General features: G+C 62.7%; 12 protein-coding genes. 3 read left to right on the top strand and 9 right to left on the bottom strand.

What is annotated here, in order from left to right; genetic code table 11:
- Nucleotides 1–69: 69 nt before the first annotated feature.
- The 3 genes from BUC08_RS07645 (at nucleotide 70) to pdeM (ending at nucleotide 4636) form a co-directional block, all read left to right on the top strand.
- Entirely contained in the window at nucleotides 70–1377 is a 1308-nt protein-coding gene (locus BUC08_RS07645; RefSeq protein ID WP_037925470.1) for a P-loop NTPase family protein, read from the top strand.
- 100 nt (nucleotides 1378–1477) lie between these two features.
- A complete protein-coding gene (locus tag BUC08_RS07640; RefSeq protein WP_037925468.1) occupies nucleotides 1478–3886 on the top strand; it encodes a ligase-associated DNA damage response DEXH box helicase in 2409 nt (802 codons plus the stop codon).
- Nucleotides 3887–3970: 84 nt separating this feature from the next.
- Nucleotides 3971–4636: a ligase-associated DNA damage response endonuclease PdeM gene (gene pdeM / locus BUC08_RS07635; protein ID WP_037925466.1), complete on the top strand. Its 666-nt coding sequence runs from the start codon at nucleotides 3971–3973 to the stop codon at nucleotides 4634–4636.
- Here pdeM and BUC08_RS07630 read toward each other — a convergent pair.
- The 9 genes from BUC08_RS07630 to pal form a co-directional block, all read right to left on the bottom strand.
- On the bottom strand, nucleotides 4631–5389 hold the full coding sequence (locus BUC08_RS07630; RefSeq protein WP_143186694.1) for a LytTR family DNA-binding domain-containing protein: 759 nt from the start codon (nucleotides 5387–5389) through the stop codon (nucleotides 4631–4633). The genes pdeM and BUC08_RS07630 overlap by 6 nt on opposite strands.
- Before the next feature lie 151 nt (nucleotides 5390–5540).
- Nucleotides 5541–6434, bottom strand: a complete 894-nt coding sequence (gene folD / locus BUC08_RS07625; RefSeq protein ID WP_037925464.1) for a bifunctional methylenetetrahydrofolate dehydrogenase/methenyltetrahydrofolate cyclohydrolase FolD — start codon at nucleotides 6432–6434, stop codon at nucleotides 5541–5543.
- Between the two features lie 113 nt (nucleotides 6435–6547).
- Nucleotides 6548–8224, bottom strand: a complete 1677-nt coding sequence (locus BUC08_RS07620) for a formate--tetrahydrofolate ligase (RefSeq protein WP_037925461.1) — start codon at nucleotides 8222–8224, stop codon at nucleotides 6548–6550.
- Nucleotides 8225–8370: 146 nt separating this feature from the next.
- Nucleotides 8371–8982: an MOSC domain-containing protein gene (locus BUC08_RS07615; protein WP_037925459.1), complete on the bottom strand. Its 612-nt coding sequence runs from the start codon at nucleotides 8980–8982 to the stop codon at nucleotides 8371–8373.
- 135 nt (nucleotides 8983–9117) lie between these two features.
- Nucleotides 9118–9870: a type I methionyl aminopeptidase gene (map, locus tag BUC08_RS07610; RefSeq protein ID WP_037925457.1), complete on the bottom strand. Its 753-nt coding sequence runs from the start codon at nucleotides 9868–9870 to the stop codon at nucleotides 9118–9120.
- 87 nt (nucleotides 9871–9957) lie between these two features.
- A complete protein-coding gene (ftsH, locus tag BUC08_RS07605) occupies nucleotides 9958–11874 on the bottom strand; it encodes an ATP-dependent zinc metalloprotease FtsH (RefSeq protein ID WP_037925455.1) in 1917 nt (638 codons plus the stop codon).
- Nucleotides 11875–11972: 98 nt separating this feature from the next.
- Nucleotides 11973–13229: a tRNA lysidine(34) synthetase TilS gene (gene tilS, locus BUC08_RS07600; RefSeq protein ID WP_037925452.1), complete on the bottom strand. Its 1257-nt coding sequence runs from the start codon at nucleotides 13227–13229 to the stop codon at nucleotides 11973–11975.
- 2 nt (nucleotides 13230–13231) lie between these two features.
- Nucleotides 13232–14062 carry a tetratricopeptide repeat protein gene (locus BUC08_RS07595; protein ID WP_037925450.1) on the bottom strand — a complete coding sequence of 277 codons (831 nt, stop codon included), beginning with the start codon at nucleotides 14060–14062 and terminating at the stop codon, nucleotides 13232–13234.
- A 4-nt stretch (nucleotides 14063–14066) separates the two neighbouring features.
- A complete protein-coding gene (pal, locus tag BUC08_RS07590) occupies nucleotides 14067–14588 on the bottom strand; it encodes a peptidoglycan-associated lipoprotein Pal (protein ID WP_037925448.1) in 522 nt (173 codons plus the stop codon).
- Nucleotides 14589–14626: the final 38 nt, after the last annotated feature.

Genomic DNA, 14626 nt, shown 5'->3' with positions numbered 1-14626 from the left:
TTCGCCACATTATCGGCCCAAATTCCCGCTAAAGCACGTCTCACGCAGATAACCTACAGGCTTCGCCCCATGACCATGCAACAGACATCCGTGATGGCCCCGCCCGCCCCCAAGCGGCTGGAAGAGATGAAACTGCCCGTCGTCATGATGCGCGACATCCTGATCAAGACTATGTTCCGCAAGAACCTGGACATGATCACCGATCTGGCGCCCGCCCTGTGCCTGCCCGTCCCTGTCGTGCAAGAGCTGATCGACATGGGCCGCGACCAGCGCCTGATCGAGGCGACCGGCACGCTGAACGCCAACAACGGCAGCGAAATGGGATATCAGCTGACCGACAACGGCAAGGCGCGCGCGCTTGATGCGCTGGCCCAGTCGGAATATTTCGGCGCGATGCCGGTGCCACTGGATGTCTACCGCGAACAGGTCGAACGCCAGTCGATCCGCAACATCATGATCAGCCGCGAACAACTGACCAACGCCATGGGGCACCTCGTGCTGCCCGACAGCCTGCTGGACCATCTCGGCCCCGCCGTCAGCGCGGGCCGCTCGATCCTGATGTACGGCCCTCCCGGCAACGGCAAATCCTCGATCTCGAACGGCATCCGCGACGCATTGGGCGATCACGTCTATGTGCCGCGCGCCATCGAATATGCGGGCCAGGTCATCACCGTCTATGACCCGATCGTGCATGTCATCGCCCCGGAAGAGGCCGATGACCCCAACGCCTTGCGCCGTGTCACGCGCTATGACCGCCGCTATGTCCGCTGTGAACGTCCCACGGTCATCACCGGCGGCGAGCTGTCGTTGAACATGCTCGATCTGGTCTATAACCCCGTGGCCCGCACCTATCAGGCGCCGCTGCAACTGAAATCGACCGGCGGCATTTTCATCGTCGACGACCTTGGCCGACAGACCGAACCGCCTCAGGCCCTCGTGAACCGCTGGATCGTCCCGCTGGAAGAAAGCAAGGACATCCTTGCACTGCAATCGGGTGAAAAATTCGAGGTGCCCTTCGACACGCTGGTGATCTTCTCGACCAACTTCCACCCGAACGAGATTTTCGATCAGGCCGCCCTGCGCCGCATCTTCTTCAAGATCAAGATTGACGGACCCAACCAGGCCAACTTCCTGAAAATCTTTGCCATGGTCGCCCGCAAGAAAAAGATGGCGCTGGACGAACCCTCGCTGGTGCACCTGCTCAAGGTGAAATACCCGACCATCAACAACATCTACGCCAACTATCAGCCGGTCTTCCTGATCGACCAGATGATCGCCATCTGCGACTTTGAGGGAATCCCCTACAAGATGTCGCCGCAGCTGGTCGACCGCGCCTGGGCCAACATGTTCGTCAAGGATGAAGTGATCGTAAAATAGCCCTTCATCTTGCCTGTAAAACTCCGGGGGAGGCCAAAGGCCGGGGGCAGAGCCCCCAATTGCGCTGGCCCCTCTCCACGCCCGCGCTACACTGTGGCGCATGACCACACTGCCCCCCCGATTTGCCGACTGGTTCGCAGCCAAAGGCTGGCACATCCACCCGCACCAGCAGGCGATGCTGGACCGCGCCGATGCGCCTGCGCTGTTGCTGATCGCGCCCACGGGCGGCGGCAAGACGCTGGCGGGGTTCCTGCCCACTCTGGTCGATCTGGCCAGCCAGCCCCACGCGGGCCTGCACACGCTCTATGTCTCTCCGCTCAAGGCGCTTGCCGCGGATATCAAGCGCAACCTGACCACCCCCGTGACCGAGATGGACCTGCCGATCCGCATCGAGGATCGCACCGGTGACACCCCCGCCACCCGCAAACGCCGCCAGCGCGCCGACCCGCCGCACATCCTGCTGACCACGCCGGAATCACTGGCGTTGCTGACCAGCTACCCCGACGCGCCGCATATCTTCAAAGGCCTGAAACGGGTCATCATCGATGAAATCCACGCATTGGCCGAAAGCAAGCGTGGCGACCAGTTGATGCTGGCGCTGGGGCGGCTGCAAACGCTCTGTCCCGACCTGCGCCGCGTCGGACTGTCCGCCACCGTCGAGGACCCCGCCGCCATCGCCCACGGTCTGGCCCGCCACCCCGACCCCTGCGAGATCCTGATGGCCGACCCCGGCCCTGCCCCAGACATCGCCATGCTGACGACCGACGCGGCCCCGCCATGGTCCGGCGGCGGCGCCAAATACGCAATTCCGGCGGTGCTGGAGCAGGTCCGCCAGCACAAGACGACGCTGATCTTTCACAACACCCGCGCGCAGGCCGAGATCTTTTTTCACAACCTTTGGCTGGCCAATGACGACGCCCTGCCCATCGGCATCCACCACGGATCACTGGACCGCGCCCAGCGGCAAAAGGTCGAAGCGGCCATGGTCGCAGGCCAGTTGCGTGCCATCGTCTGCACGGGCACGCTGGATCTGGGCATCGACTGGGGCGATGTGGACCTGATCATCCAGATCGGCGCGCCGAAAAACGTCAAACGTCTGGTCCAGCGGATCGGACGCGCCAATCACCGCTATAACGCCCCGTCCAAGGCCCGGCTGGTCCCCGCCAACCGCTTCGAGGTCGTCGAATGCGTGGCCGCCATCGAGGCTGCGCTGGCCGGTGAACTGGACGGCGACCCACGCGGCCCCGGCCCGCGCGACGTGCTGTGCCAACACATCCTGATCACCGCCGCTGCCGGTCCGTTCGATGCAGATGCGCTTTATGCCGAGGTCACCACCGTCGGCGCCTACAGCGCATTGGCCCGCGCCGACTTTGACGCCTGCCTGGATTTCGTGGCCACCGGTGGTTACGCCTTGCGCCGTTATGATCAATGGCAGCGACTGAAGCAGGCCCCCGACGGCACATGGGCCTTGCGCGACCCGCGCGGCGACAGGCGCATCCGCATGAACATCGGCACCATTCAGGACACCGACACGCTCAAGGTGCGGATGAAAAACGCCCGGGGCGGCAAACCCCTGGGCGAGATAGAAGAAGGCTTTGCCGCCAGCCTGACCCCCGGCGACACCTTCCTGATCGGCGGGCAGATCGTGCGCTATGATTCCTTGCGCGAAATGACCGTCCAAGTGACCCGCGACGCCGCGAAAAAGCCGAAAATCGCCACCTTCATGGGCACCAAATTCGCAACCTCCACCCAGCTCAGCCAGCGCATCCTGCGCCTGTTCCAGCAAGAGACCTGGCCCGAGCTGCCCCGCCACACCGCCGACTGGCTGGCCCTGCAGCGCCGTGTCAGCCGTTTGCCGGAGCCGGGCCGCCTGCTGATCGAATGCTTTCCCCATGATGGGCGCACCCACCACGCCGTCTACGGCTTTGCCGGGCGCAACGCGATGCAGACGCTGGGCTTGCTGCTGACCAAACGGATGGAAGAGCTGGGCCTTGATCCGCTGGGGTTTCTCGCCACCGACTACGCCACGCTGATCTGGGGTCTGGAACCGATCACCGATCCCGCGCCCCTGTTCGACATCGACGCGCTGCGTGACGGTCTGGACCGCTGGTTGGCGGGCAACGCCGTGATGAAACGCACCTTTCGCGCCTCGGCCACCATCGCGGGGCTGATCGACCGCAACACGCCCACAGCCCGCAAATCGGGCCGTCAGGCGACGTTCTCGTCGGACATCCTCTATGACACGCTGGCCAAATACGACCCGGACCACCTGATGCTGGACATCACCCGCGAAGAGGCCATGCGCGGCCTTGTCGATTTTGGCCGCATCGAGGACATGGCTGCACGCATCGGGTCCCGCATCGACCTGATCACCCTCGACCGCCTGACGCCACTGGCCGCCCCCCTGATGCTGGAAGTGGGCCGCGTTCCGGTCAAGGGAATGGCCGAAGAGCGCCTGTTGGCCGAAGAGGCGGCCCGCCTGATGGCAACAGCGGGCCTGAAACCCTGATCCTTCTTTTGACCCCCAAAACCCCGGCGGTCGCGCCCCAAATTCCGGCTTTCGCACCGCTATCGCAACCGTTATGAACAAATCATGAACGGATGCGACATCACCCTCCACGGCGCCCGCCTCACCGCTCTCGGCTCGGGCGCGTTGTGGTGGCCTGCGCACAGCCTGCTGTGCGTATCCGACCTGCACCTGTGCAAATCCGAGCGCATGGCGCGCCGTGGCGGCCCCGGCCTGCCCCCGTACGAGACCCGCGACACGCTCACCCGCCTGGCCGCCGATCTGGACCACACACAGGCACGCACCGTCGTGTGCCTGGGTGACAGCTTTGACGACCTGCAAGCCGCCCGGTCGCTGCCCGAAGAGGATCGTTTGTGGATCACGCGTCTGCAAGCAGGGCGCACATGGGTCTGGATCGAGGGCAACCACGATCCCGGCCCGATCGATCTGGGTGGCACCCATCTGGCAGAGCTGGCCCTGCCGCCACTGACCTTCCGCCATATCGCCACTTCCGACGCAAGCGGTGAAATTTCCGGGCATTACCACCCCAAGGTCACGCTGCCCACACGCGCAAGCCGCATCACGCGGCCCGCGTTCCTGTTGGATGACGACCGGCTGATCTTGCCTGCCTACGGCACTTACACCGGCGGTTTGCGCAGCAATGACGGTGTTCTGGCACAGCTCATGCAGCCCGATGCCAAGGCGGTCCTGACCGGACCTGTGCCCGTACAGGTTCCGATGCCGCGCCTATAAAATTCCTTCTGCCTCAAGCTCCGGCTGGTATTTGCGGCTGACCGGCACCTCGTCGCCATTGCTCAGAACCAGCACGGGCCGCCCGTTACAGGTCTTGGTTCCGGCAATGGCCACCCGCGCCACCCAATGCGACCGATGGGTGCAGAACCCGTCGGCAGCGTCCATTTCATTGACCGCATCACTAAACCGCATCCGCAGCGCGTATCGCGCCTGTGCCATCACGACATGCACGATGTGACCCTCTGCTGACAGCCGCAAGACCGTTTGATCCGCATCATCCGGCAACCGGCGCAACAACCGCGCCCTGTCGGTGCGGTGCATCGGTTTAGCGGGCATATGTTTGATCAGTTCAGACACAAGGAACCGCATCACGCTGACCATGATGCAGACGGCCAGAACCTTTGCCGCCAACTGCCAGAAGGAAACTGTCTCGAAGGTACGTGCTTCGAACAGGAACACGGTCCAAAGCTGCAAGAGCGGTGTGTAGATCGCAGTCACCGCCAGCAAGATCAGCGGTTCGCGCAGGGGATAGGACAGCGCCCCCGGCCAGCGCGCGAAAACGCCGCGCACGGTGCGCGCCACGGCGATCCCGCCTCCGATTCCCACCGCCCAATACAGCAACCGCATCAGGAACGGCCCATGGAAATAGGTGCCAAAAGGCCCGGAAAAGGCCGCTACGATCATCAATACAACGACAATCGCAGCGTAAAGGCCCAATTCGGAAGCCGCCAGGCGAAGCGCTGCCTTGCGCATCAAAGGAAAATCAAAAGCCACAAGGCAACCGTCCGAAACATTCGGCAAATCAATTCAGCGAATTGTCGGCTAACTGACCGCAACCACGGCAAACTTCAACGCAAAACAACCATAGGGGGAGAAATCAAGGATCTCCCCTCCTCCAAACACCTCAGGCCGTCAGCCCCTCGGGTGCCGGAAGCCCATTGGCGCGGCAGCACGCGGTGACCGTATTGGCCAGCAGACAGGCAATGGTCATCGGCCCCACCCCGCCCGGAACCGGCGTGATCGCCCCCGCAACAGCGGCGCAGCTTTCGTAATCCACATCGCCCACCAAACGTGTGCCACCCTCGGGTTTGTCAATCCGGTTGATGCCCACGTCGATGACAGTGGCCCCGGGCTTGATCCAGTCTCCCGGCACCATCTGCGGGCGGCCCACAGCGGCCACCACGATATCGGCGCGGCGCACGACCTCGGCCAGGTCCTTGGTCCGCGAATGGGCAATCGTCACGGTGCAGCTGTCACCCAGCAGCAATTGCGCCATCGGCTTGCCGACAATGTTGCTGCGCCCGATCACCACCGCGTCCATACCCGACAGCGATCCGTGGTGGTCGCGCAGCATCATCAGACAGCCCAGCGGCGTGCACGGCACCATGCTGTCCTGCCCCGTGCCCAACAGGCCCACGTTCGAGATATGGAATCCATCCACATCCTTGGCCGGATCGATGCTGTTGATCACCAGATCCTCGTCCAGATGATCAGGAAGCGGCAATTGCACAAGGATTCCATGGATCTGTGCGTCATCGTTCAGCTTTTGTATCAACGCCAGAAGATCCGCCTCGGATGTGTCCGCATCCAGCTTGTGCTCGACGCTTTTCATGCCGACTTCCACGGTCATCTTGCCCTTGGAGCGCACGTAAACCTGGCTTGCCGGATCTTCGCCCACCAGCACCACCGCCAGCCCAGGCGTAATCCCGTGGTCGTTTTTCAGCGCCGTCACATGGGTCGCCACCTGTCCCCGCACCTTGGCTGCAAAGGCCTTGCCATCTATCACAGTCGCCGACATTTGAACGTCCTTTTCTCTGGTTCAAAAATGCCCTGCCGGAAGCCGGAGCCGCCGCAAGGCTGCGACCGGACCGAGCGGGGGGTCGATGCCCCCCGAGGTCCGGCCTGTTGAGTTTAGAACAGCCCTTCGATCTGGCCGTCCGCATTTAACTTGATCGTCTCTGCTGAGGGGTGACGGGGCAGTCCCGGCATGGTCATGATCTCACCGCAGACCGCGACCACGAACCCCGCCCCCGCACTCAGCCGCACCTCGCGCACCGGCACCCTGTGCCCCGTGGGCGCGCCGCGCTGGGTGGGATCGGTCGAAAAGGAATATTGGGTCTTTGCCATACAGACCGGCAGATCCCCATAGCCCTGTTCTTCCCAGTCCCGGAGCTGTTTCAGAATCTTGTCATCCATTGTCGCAGCGTCCGCGCGATAGATTTTCTGGCATATCGTCTGGATCTTGTCGGCCAGCGGCATGTCATCGGGATAGATCGGGGCAAAGTTCGCCGTGTCCGCATCCGCAATTTCGGCCACGCGGGTGGCCAGCGCCTCGGACCCTTCGCTGCCCAACTCCCAATGCCGTGACAGGATGGCTTCTGCACCCATGCTGGCGACAAAATCCTTGATCGCCTGCACCTCGGCATCCGTGTCGGTGAGGAAATGGTTGATCGCCACCACCACCGGCACACCAAAGGATTTCAGGTTCTCGATGTGCCGTCCCAGATTGGGACAGCCCTGTCGTACCGCCTCGACATTCTCGGTGCCCAGATCGGCCTTGGCCACGCCACCGTTCATCTTCATCGCCCGCACCGTGGCAACACAAACCACAACCGCAGGGGCCAGCCCCGCCTTGCGGCACTTGATGTTCATGAATTTCTCGGCCCCCAGATCGGCGCCAAAGCCTGCTTCGGTGACCACGTAATCGGCCAGTTTCAGCGCCGTCTTTGTGGCGATGACCGAATTGCATCCGTGGGCGATGTTGGCAAAAGGGCCGCCATGCACAAAGGCCGGGTTGTTCTCCAGGGTCTGCACAAGGTTGGGCTGCATTGCATCCTTCAGCAGCACGGTCATGGCGCCATCCGCCTTCAGGTCGCGTGCGAACACCGGCGTACGGTCGCGGCGATAGGCCACGATCATGTCCCCCAGACGTTTTTGCAGGTCGCTCAGGTCGTTCGACAGGCACAGGATCGCCATCACCTCGGACGCGACCGTGATGTCAAAGCCATCCTCGCGCGGGAACCCGTTGGAAACGCCGCCCAGGCTCACGTTGACCTGGCGCAGGGCGCGGTCGTTCATATCGACCACCCGCCGCCACACAATGCGGCGCTGGTCAATGTCCAATTCATTGCCCCAATAGATGTGATTGTCGATCATCGCAGACAGCAGCGCGTGCGCGCTGGTGATCGCATGGAAATCACCTGTAAAGTGCAGGTTCATGTCTTCCATCGGCACGATCTGGGCATGGCCGCCCCCCGCAGCCCCGCCTTTCATGCCAAAGTTCGGGCCCAGCGACGCCTCGCGGATACAGATAGCAGCCTTTTTGCCGATACGGTTCAGCCCGTCACCCAGCCCCACGGTTGTCGTGGTCTTGCCCTCGCCCGCGGGGGTGGGGTTGATCGCCGTCACCAGGATCAACTTGCCGTTGTCCCGGTCCTGAACACCGTTGATAAAGCTTTGGCTGACCTTGGCCTTGTCATGGCCATAAGGCAGCAGATCATCCTCGGGAATACCCAGCTTTGCCCCGATCTCCTGGATCTTCAGCTTGTTCGCTTCGCGTGCGATCTGAATGTCGGTTTTGTAAGCCATCAACGTCTCCTCACCGGCACGCCCGTGACGTGGGTGTGCCCTTATGAATACAGGTCGGTCCAGCCCAAAAGGCAGGGCATTTCCGACATTTTGCGCCTCTGCACCGTCCAGAAGGCTGCAATCGTTTCGTTTTGGAAACCGCAGGACTACCGGCGCGCCTCTGCCAGGTGGTTCCAGACGCGTTGATCGGGAATATGCAGCACCAGCACATCCCCGATCGAGAAGTGCCCCGCACGTTCGACCCAGGCCGTCACCCCGCGGCGCTTGTTCGCGGCCGGCTTGAAGGATTTGCCCAGCCCCGGCATCTCGGCCTCGATCTCGCGGCCCGGCAAGACGCAGGGACGGTTTTCCATATCCACCACCAAGGTCGCCCCGCTGGGCCCTTGCAGGCGCGACGATGGGGGGATGTGGGTGAAATCGGGGATGCCCTCGACAATCATTGACGCCCCCAGCAACGCGGGGTCCAGCGCATCGACACCCATCTTTTGCGCGATCTCGGCCAGTTCCTCGGCCGACAGGATCGTCAGCTGTCGCGCGTTGCCAATCTGGGTGCCCTTGGGGTGCTGCGACGTCACGCGGCTGCAGGAGGGGCGGGAAAAGCCGCTGTGCACCTCGCCCTCGACCCCTTCCAGCGTGACGGTCACCGTTTCCAGCGGCTCGGACCGCAAGGCGCCTGAAACGCTGCTGTCGTCAGGGTTGGTGTTGCGGCCCAACCATGTGATGCGGGCAGAAAAGGACGTGGGTTTAAGCGCGGGCATGAGCTGCTGCCTTTTGAATGGGTGGCGGGTTCGCGGGCAATCTGGCGCAAGGGCGTCGGAATGAAAAGGGGAAGAGGCAGCCCCGGAATTTCAGCCGACGCGGCTTTTCACGGGCCAGCCCAGCGGCCCGTTCGCCTATGCGCTTGGCAGGGTCACGATGATCGGGCCACGGTCCGTGGCAACAACCGTATGCTCGTACTGTACCACCGGGGCACGGGGTTCACTGTAAAGCGTCCAGCCGTCCTCGCCGTCATCCGCCCACTGCCCGCCTTTTGACAGGAACGGCTCAATCGTCAGGACCAGCCCCTTGTTGATGCGCCGCTTGTCATGGCGGTTGGGCCATGTGGCAATCTCTTCGGGGTATTCGTGCAGGGAACGGCCCACGCCGTGGCTGGCAAGGTTGCGGATCAGCGTATAGCCCCGCGCGGATGCAAACCGTCCGATGGCGTTCCCGATGCCTGCAAGCGGCCTGTTGCTGCCCACCTGCACAATCCCGATCTGCATGGCACGTCGGCCATCGCGGCACAGGCGCGTGACGGCCTTGGTCACAGGCGGCACCTGAAAGCTGGCGCCGGTGTCCGCGAAAAATCCGTTTTTTGAAGCCGACACATCGATGTTGACCAGATCACCCGCCGCGATAATGCGTTCGGAGGGGATACCGTGGGCGATTTCCTCGTTCACGCTGATACAGGTGGTTCCGGGGAAATCATAACACGCCTGAGGCGCCGAAACCGCTTCGGCACGCTCAACAAACGCGCGCCCGATCTCGTCCAGCTCGCGCGTGGTCATCCCCGGCTCAAGCGCCCTTGCCATCGTCTGCATCGTATCTGCCACGATCCGCCCGATGACTTTCAGACCGTCAAGTTCGTCTTGTTTCGTAATCGTCATCCACTGCGTCCCTGTTGGCCTGCCCCATCCCCCCTAGAACAAAAGGCCCCGCTTCCGCGAGGCCTTCCTTGATCTTGTGCAACCGGTTCAGGTCGGTTCCGGCTCCATCTCGCCCCCGGATGATGGCGGCTTTTTCTTCGGTTTGGCTTTCGGAATGGCGGTCAGGCTGGGCTTGTCTTCGCTGACAGCCGTGCCATCGCCATCGTCACCCGCTTGCGGGGGTTCGCCGTTCATCACGCGCTTGATCTCGTCGCCGGTCAGCGTTTCGTATTCCAGCAACCCTTGGGCCAGACGTTCGAACTCGACGTGCTTTTCCTTGATGATCTTGGCGGCCCAGTCATAGCCGTCCTGAATGAACATGCGCACTTCCTGTTCGACGGTTTCCTTGGTGTTGGCCGAAACCGAGAAACCGGCGGTCGCACCTTGGTAACCTTGGGCCGCTTCGGAATAGTCGATGTTGCCGACCTTGTCCGACATGCCCCATTGCAGCACCATCGCACGGGCCAGCGCGCTGGCCTGCTGGATGTCGCCCGCCGGACCGTTGGACACCGAATCCTCACCGTATTTGATGATCTCGGCCGCCTTGCCCGCCATGGTCATGGCCAGACGCTGTTTGCACTCGTCCTTGAACATATTCAGACGGTCCATTTCCGGCAGGCTCATCACCATGCCCAAGGCACCGCCGCGCGGAATGATCGTCGCCTTGTAGACCGGATCGCATTTGGGCAGGGTCATCCCCACCAGCGCGTGGCCGGCCTCGTGGTAGGCTGTCATTTCCTTTTGCTCGGGCGTCATCACCATGCTGCGCCGCTCGGGGCCCATCATGACCTTGTCCTTGGCAGATTCGAAATCAATCATCGTCACGAAACGACGGCCCACACGGGCAGCCATCAGCGCCGCCTCGTTCACAAGGTTCGCCAAATCAGCACCCGAAAAACCGGGCGTGCCGCGGGCGATGATGCGCAGATCGACATCGGGGCCCAGCGGGGTCTTGCGCGCGTGCACGCTCAGGATCTTCTCGCGGCCCTTGATGTCGGGGTTGGGCACGGTCACCTGACGGTCAAACCGACCGGGACGCAACAGCGCGGGGTCCAGCACGTCACGACGGTTGGTCGCGGCCAGAATGATCACGCCTTCGTTCGCTTCAAAGCCGTCCATTTCCACCAGCAACTGATTCAACGTCTGCTCACGCTCGTCGTTGCCACCGCCATAACCGGCACCCCGGTGACGGCCCACGGCGTCGATCTCGTCGATGAACACGATGCAGGGTGCGTTCTTCTTGGCCTGTTCGAACATGTCGCGCACACGGGATGCACCCACACCCACGAACATCTCAACGAAATCGGACCCCGAAATGGTAAAGAACGGCACACCCGCCTCGCCCGCAATCGCGCGCGCCAGCAGCGTCTTACCGGTGCCCGGAGGGCCAACCAGCAACGCGCCCTTGGGGATTTTGCCGCCCAGACGCGAGAATTTCTGCGGGTTGCGCAGGAATTCAACGATCTCTTCCAGCTCTTCCTTGGCCTCGTCGATACCGGCCACGTCGTCAAAGGTCACGCGACCCGACTTTTCCGTCAGCATCTTGGCCTTGGACTTGCCAAAGCCCATGGCCCCGCCTTTGCCGCCACCCTGCATCCGGTTCATGAAATAGATCCAGACACCGATCAGCAGCAGGAAGGGCAGCAGCGACATCAGGAATGTCTGAAAGCCCGATTGTTGCTGTTGCTCGGCCTTGACCGGCACGTTGTTGGAAATCAGCAGGTTCGTGACCTCGGCATCCGTCGGCTTGATGGTCACATAGTCGGTCTCGCCTTCGCGAAACCGCACTTGCTCTCCGTCCAGTGTCACGCTGGTGACCTTGCCGGCCTCAACCGACTGGACGAATTCGGAATAGCTGATTTCGCGGCTTTGCAGTGTGCTGCCTGTGCCGCTGAACAGATTGAACAGCGCAACGATCAATACAAGCAGTACGACCCAGAACGCGATATTGCGTGCATTACCCAAGGATACTCTCCCAAAAATTCCCGGGACCGAACGGCAGTACGCCACGGTCACCCGCATAAGATAGACATGCTGTCCGTCAGTTCAATGCGATAACAGCATCATTGACGGGATAGAAGTGCGGCAAAAAAGGTTTCTTGCCCGCCCGCGATCTCGGCAGACCAGCCTGCGGCGTCGTCAAAAACCGGTGCGACGACAAGGTCGCCCCCCTCCCAGACCGCAGGCAGGGACAGCATCGCACCTCGCGGCAGGCCATGCTCGCGCCAGTCGGGACAAAGCGCCAGACCATCCTCGCCCAGCGGTCCCACATGCAGGCGGGGATTGTTTTCATGCCCTTCCACACGCCAGCGGTTGTCCCAGACCCCGCCCGGTTTGCTGAAGATGTCGCGCACCGCATTCAGCTCGCGATAGATCCACATGGCCTCTCCGGCAAAGCTGATCTGGCAGCCGTCCAGCGTGGTGGTGCGTCCCTCCCTGACCGCCGCCTGCACGCCCGCAACACCGCTGCGCCGTGGCGGATAATTGCCGCCGTTGATCCACATCACCGCCTGAACCAGCAACCGCCGCGCGATTTCCTCGGGCAGCGCGCGGAACTTTTGGATATCCACCCGCACCGCACCGGCCTGCACCTGGGCAACTTCGCGGGCGGCGGAATGGGTCTGCCAGTTCAGCGCCTCTCGCGACTGGCGCATGTTCCGCGCGACACCGGCCAGCGTCCGGGCGCTCAGCCCCAGCGGTTCCAGCTGTGTCAGCGCCTGCCGCATCGCCACGCGAGCAAAGCTGGTGTCGTCATTGCTGGGATCATCGGCCCACGCAATGTCGTGCCGCGTCAGATAATCGCGCAACTCGGCGCGCGTGATGTCCAGAAAGGGGCGCACATAGGTTATGCCCTCGCGCATGCGCCGCGGCGCCATGGCAGACAATCCGTCCACTCCCGCCCCGCGCGCTAGCCGCATCATCAGGGTTTCGGCCTGATCGTCAGCGGTGTGGCCCAGCAGAACCATGCGCAGCCCGACCGTTTCGGCCCAGCGGTTGATCAGCTTGTAGCGCGCCGCGCGTGCAGCCCCTTGCAGGTTCCCTGACCCGTCCCAGCCGCTCCAGCTTTCGATGTGATGAGAAAGACCACGTTCAGCACAAAACGCGGCGACCAGCGCCAATTCGTCACGCGCGCCAGAGCGCAGACCATGATCCACGCTGATCACATGCACCTGCACTTCGTGCGTCTGCGCAAAGCCTGCGGCCAACGCCAACAGCGCCATGGAATCACCGCCGCCCGACACGGCGACGCCAAGTTTTTCGGGTGGTTCCGGCAACAGATGCGCCGCGATGGCTGCATTCAACGCCGCATCATCATCCATGGTCAGCCGCAGGCCAACGTGCTCATTTCGCTTTGCGCCCGCGCTGCGGCATCCGTTCCGCCAAAGCGTACTGGCACTTCGCCCAATGTCACGCAGGCTTCACCGGTCTTGCCCAGACGGCCCAGCGAAACCCCCAGCAGGTACAAAGCCTCGGGCGCGGTTGCACCGGCCTGATCCGCAGAAAAGGACGCAAGATAGGCGCGCGCCGCCTCTCGGGTATCACCAAGCGCCTCAAGCGCCTTGCCACGGCCCAGATCGGCCGCCGCCGCTAGCGGACCACCGGGGTAGTTCTGATTAAAGGTCGCAAACTGGTCAGCGGCGCCGCGAAAGTCACTTGCTGCGAGCGCCTCCGACGCCCGCGTAAAGTCGGCCTGTTCCTGTGTTGCCAGTTGTGCCTCGTTCGTGGCGGGCGGTGTCACCGGACCGGGCAACGGCGTCGCCCCGCCGGTGTCACCACCCAATGTGGGCGTATCGCCGATCGCGCCCAGATCGCCGCCTTCCAGCTCGACCAGCCGGAATTCAAGGTCGCCGATCCGGTTGGTCCCGTCCTCGACCACGCGGCCGATGCGGAACTCAAGCTCTTCAGTCTTGGCGGTCACCCGTTGCAGTTCGGATTCGATGGCGTTCAGCCGGTCCAGTGAGCCACCCGCACCTACATCCACCGAAGCCGATCCCGTCGTCGAAAGCTCGCGGCGAAGCTTCTGGATTTCCACATTGAGAATGGTCAGCTCCTGCCGGATGTCAGCAAGGGTGCTGCCATCCGCCGATTGAGCGAAACCCGAGGCCGGTGCCCAAAGGGCCACAACCGTTGCCAGAATTGCGAAACGCCGCATCACCTTACCCCGTCAATCCACCGGCCAGCACAGTCACAGCGCGGCGGTTCTTTGCATAGCATGCTTCGTTGCTGCACACTTCGATCGGACGTTCCTTGCCATAGCTGATCGTGCGCAGACGGCCCGACGGCACGCCTTGGCTGATCAGATAGGCCCGAGCCGCATCGGCACGACGTGCACCCAGCGCAAGGTTGTATTCCCGTGTGCCCTGCTCGTCGGCGTGGCCTTCGATGATGGCGGTATAGTCACCGTTCTGGCTGAGCCATGCGGCTTGTCCGTCCAGGGTCGCGCGACCTTCGGGGGTCAGGGTCGATTGGTCGACCTGAAACAACACGCGGTCGCCCACGGATTGCTGGAAATACGCCACCGAGGTGGGATCGTTCGCACTGCCGGGGACCATGCCGCCGTTCATGCCGGTGCCACCGATACCGCCGTTTGCGCCATCTGCACCAAAGCGGTCGGGGTTTGTACAGGCCGCCAACGCCAGCACGCCTGCCAGCATTACGAGTTTCGTCGAGAGTTTCATGCTTAAAGCCTTTTGAATTGAGTTCGTAGTCATGCGTT

The sequence above is a fragment of the Pseudosulfitobacter pseudonitzschiae genome (assembly GCF_900129395.1).
GTDB lineage: Bacteria > Pseudomonadota > Alphaproteobacteria > Rhodobacterales > Rhodobacteraceae > Pseudosulfitobacter > Pseudosulfitobacter pseudonitzschiae.
Note: the sequence above shows the minus strand (reverse complement) of the source record. Positions and strands in the feature narration are given on the sequence as shown.

Bases quoted from the DNA above. Each gene is read 5' to 3' on its own strand.
- BUC08_RS07595 (WP_037925450.1), bottom strand. From the start codon at position 14,062: ATGCGGCGTTTCGCAATTCTGGCAACGGTTGTGGCCCTTTGGGCACCG.
- map (WP_037925457.1), bottom strand. From the start codon at position 9,870: ATGACGATTACGAAACAAGACGAACTTGACGGTCTGAAAGTCATCGGG.
- pdeM (WP_037925466.1), top strand. From the start codon at position 3,971: ATGAACGGATGCGACATCACCCTCCACGGCGCCCGCCTCACCGCTCTC.
- BUC08_RS07645 (WP_037925470.1), top strand. From the start codon at position 70: ATGACCATGCAACAGACATCCGTGATGGCCCCGCCCGCCCCCAAGCGG.
- folD (WP_037925464.1), bottom strand. From the start codon at position 6,434: ATGTCGGCGACTGTGATAGATGGCAAGGCCTTTGCAGCCAAGGTGCGG.
- BUC08_RS07615 (WP_037925459.1), bottom strand. From the start codon at position 8,982: ATGCCCGCGCTTAAACCCACGTCCTTTTCTGCCCGCATCACATGGTTG.
- BUC08_RS07620 (WP_037925461.1), bottom strand. From the start codon at position 8,224: ATGGCTTACAAAACCGACATTCAGATCGCACGCGAAGCGAACAAGCTG.
- pal (WP_037925448.1), bottom strand. From the start codon at position 14,588: ATGAAACTCTCGACGAAACTCGTAATGCTGGCAGGCGTGCTGGCGTTG.
- BUC08_RS07630 (WP_143186694.1), bottom strand. From the start codon at position 5,389: ATGCGCAAGGCAGCGCTTCGCCTGGCGGCTTCCGAATTGGGCCTTTAC.
- tilS (WP_037925452.1), bottom strand. From the start codon at position 13,229: ATGGATGATGATGCGGCGTTGAATGCAGCCATCGCGGCGCATCTGTTG.
- BUC08_RS07640 (WP_037925468.1), top strand. From the start codon at position 1,478: ATGACCACACTGCCCCCCCGATTTGCCGACTGGTTCGCAGCCAAAGGC.